The following is a 2,749-nucleotide window of genomic DNA, read 5'->3' as shown; positions in this document are numbered from 1 at the left end:
CCCCCCCACGCCGATATTGGCGTGATGGCCTACGTCACCCAGTTCGCGCCCCAGGATTTCTGCGAGATCCCGAAATTCGGGACGATCCAGTTCCACCCCAGCCTGCTGCCCCTGCATCGCGGGGCGTCGAGCATGTCCTGGTCCATCATCCTGGGCCGGACAGAGACCGGGTTCTCGATCTTCCGGCCGACCGACGGGTTGGACGAAGGCCCGGTCATCCTGCAGCAGGCGGTGCGGATCGAGGCGGAGGACACGCTAGGCAGCCTGTATTTCGGCAAGATCTTCCCCATGGGCGTGGCGGGCCTGCTGGAGGCGGCCGACAGGGTGCTGGCGGGGAAGGCGCCTGCGACGGTGCAATACGAGCCGGAAGCCGGGTATGAAGGGATCATCCGAGACGCGGAATCCCAGATCCATTGGGCGAGCCATGTCGACCAGACTTTCAACTTGATCCGCGGCTGCAACCCGGCCCCCGGCGCCTGGACGACCCATGATGGCCGCAGACTGTTCCTCTTCGACAGCCGCAAGCGCATCGCGCGAACCTTCGGCGAAGTGAAGGGCAAGAAGATCGGCCAGGTGGTGGGAGCGGGACCCGCCGGTGTGACGATCCATGGCCAGGGCGGCTTCATCGATGTCCAGCGGCTGCGCTGGGACGGCGGCAAGAAGATCGCCGCGTCCGAGGCCGGGTTGGAGGTGGGGGCGATCCTCGGCGGATGATCGGAACGCAGGGCGGCAACCTGGGGACGGGTCTATTTTCAAGCGGCGGATGTGGCTAGACACTTGTTCATCGGATGGGTCGTTGCCCATTGACGGCGTGGCCTGTAGCGTCGTTCCGTTTTCAGGAAGCCGGATACCAGTCTGTTCATGCTCTTTCGTACGCTCCTGGCCGCCGCGGCGCTGCTGGCCGCGCCTCGGCTGGCCGTCATGCCGGCCTCCGCCAGTCCGAGTGACCTGACGATCGTAACACGCGACAACGCCTTCCTGCGGTCCGTGCAGGCTGCCTATGTGCAGCCTTTCACTGCGGTCACCGGCCTGCCGGTGCAGCAGGAGACGTGGGAGGGCGGGCTCGACTCGTTGCGTACCCATGCCAAGGCGCCGGCCAATGCCTGGGACCTCGTGCTGCTGGATGCCGATGAGTTGAGCGTGGCCTGCGGCGAGGGGCTGCTGGAAAAGCTCGACTGGTCGGCGATCGGCGGCAAGGATCACTATCTGCCGATCGGGGTCAGCGATTGCGGCGTCGGTGCCGTGATCGAGAACACCGTCCTGGCCTGGGACAAGGACAAGCTTCCGGTCACGCCAACCTGGTCGGATTTCTGGGACGTGGCGAAATATCCTGGCAAGCGCGGCCTGCGCAAAGGCGTCCGCGGCAACCTGGAGATCGCGCTGATGGCCGACGGCGTGGCCCCCGGCGACGTTTACAAGACCCTGTCGACCAGCGACGGCGTCGATCGGGCGTTCCGCAAGCTCGATCAGTTGAAGCCCTACATCGAATGGTGGTCGTCAGAGAGCGAGGCCGCGCGCATCCTGGCCTCGGGCGATGTACTGATGACCAGTGCGCCCAGCGGCCAGATCGTGACGGCAGCGGAAAAAGAACACCGCGGCTTCGGCGTGCAGTTCGCCAATAGCCTCTATGAAGTGCAGTCCTGGGCGATCCTGAAAGGTTCGCCGGCCCTACGGAATGCGCAACAATTCCTGTACTTCACCGGCATGCCCGCGGTCGAGGTCCGCCTGCTGAAGGAGAGCGGCGACTCGGGGCTGGCCAAGGGCTTGAACGACGGCCTGCCGCCCGAACTCCTGACGACCTCGCCAGGCAACCCCGCCAACCTCGGTGCGGGACTGCGGATCGACGCCGGCTTCTGGCACGACAACCTGGCGAAGCTGAAGCCCCGGTTCGAGGCATGGCTCGGGCACTGAGTCACCCCGGATAAACGTGCTCGAACACCGCGCGGTGAGCCTGTAGCGACCGCACCAGGTCGGTCAGCGTCTCCACCCGGACGTCCAGGCCGAGACGGTGCCAGCCGGGACGGGACTGGATGGCGTCCTCGAAGACCGGTCGGGCGCCCAGCAGGTCGAGCCCGCCATCGTCGGGCACCAGGGCGGTGACCAGGACGTCGCGGTTGCCGGCGATCTCGATGATCTGGCGATGACGGCCGGCGAGGAAACGGACGGCTTCGGTGAACCCGCCCCGGCGGGGTGTCCTGATCAGCGACAGGTTCGGTCCCAGATCCCGGACCAGCACGATGTGCTTGTCCGCTGTGAGGTCGGCATCGTCCAGGCCGCGTACGACGCTTTCGACGTAGGTCGGCCGAGGGGGCAACAACTCCCGACCCAAGGCGGCGAGCGTCTCGTCGACCCCCCATTCCAGCGTCAGCGCCACCCGCCGCTCCATCGCTCGGAGCGGGCAGTCGGTGGTGAAGGGCACGGTGGTCCAAAGCGTCCGCAGGCGCGCTCCGAACGGATAGTCCGGCCAGGGATGATGCAGGAGGAAGGCGGCGCTGTCCTCGGCCACGTACTGGGCGAACAGGTCCTCCTGCGTCAGGTCTCGCCCGCGCACCCAGGCAGTGAAACGGCCGATCGTCCGTTCATAGGCGCCCTTGACCAGCATTTCGGCGCTGAAGCTGGCGCCGATGACGGCGAGCATCGCCGCTTGGTCGAAGCCGCCACCTCGCGCTGCGGCGATCCGGTTGAGGCTGCAGAGGTTGGACCAGTAGCCGGTGACGCTGGTGCGGTAGTCGAACGCGTCGGGGTCATC

3 protein-coding genes are annotated in these 2,749 nt (G+C 66.5%); 2 read left to right on the top strand and 1 reads right to left on the bottom strand.

The features are described from left to right. A partial coding sequence (locus VHB27_RS09390) for a methionyl-tRNA formyltransferase (RefSeq protein WP_325599593.1) occupies positions 1–714 on the top strand: 714 nt, incomplete at its 5' end. 147 nt (positions 715–861) lie between these two features. Next, entirely contained in the window at positions 862–1,911 is a 1,050-nt protein-coding gene (locus VHB27_RS09385) for an extracellular solute-binding protein (RefSeq protein WP_325599591.1), read from the top strand. 1 nt (position 1,912) lies between these two features. Here the strand turns inward: VHB27_RS09385 and VHB27_RS09380 are convergent. After that, positions 1,913–2,749, bottom strand: an 837-nt coding sequence (locus VHB27_RS09380; protein ID WP_325599589.1) for a hypothetical protein, incomplete at its 5' end; no start/stop codon positions are given.

The organism is Rhodopila sp. (assembly GCF_035548235.1).
In the GTDB taxonomy this organism is placed as follows: Bacteria; Pseudomonadota; Alphaproteobacteria; order Acetobacterales; family Acetobacteraceae; genus Rhodopila.
Note: the sequence above shows the minus strand (reverse complement) of the source record. Positions and strands in the feature narration are given on the sequence as shown.

Bases quoted from the DNA above. Each gene is read 5' to 3' on its own strand.
- VHB27_RS09385 (WP_325599591.1), top strand. From the start codon at position 862: ATGCTCTTTCGTACGCTCCTGGCCGCCGCGGCGCTGCTGGCCGCGCCT.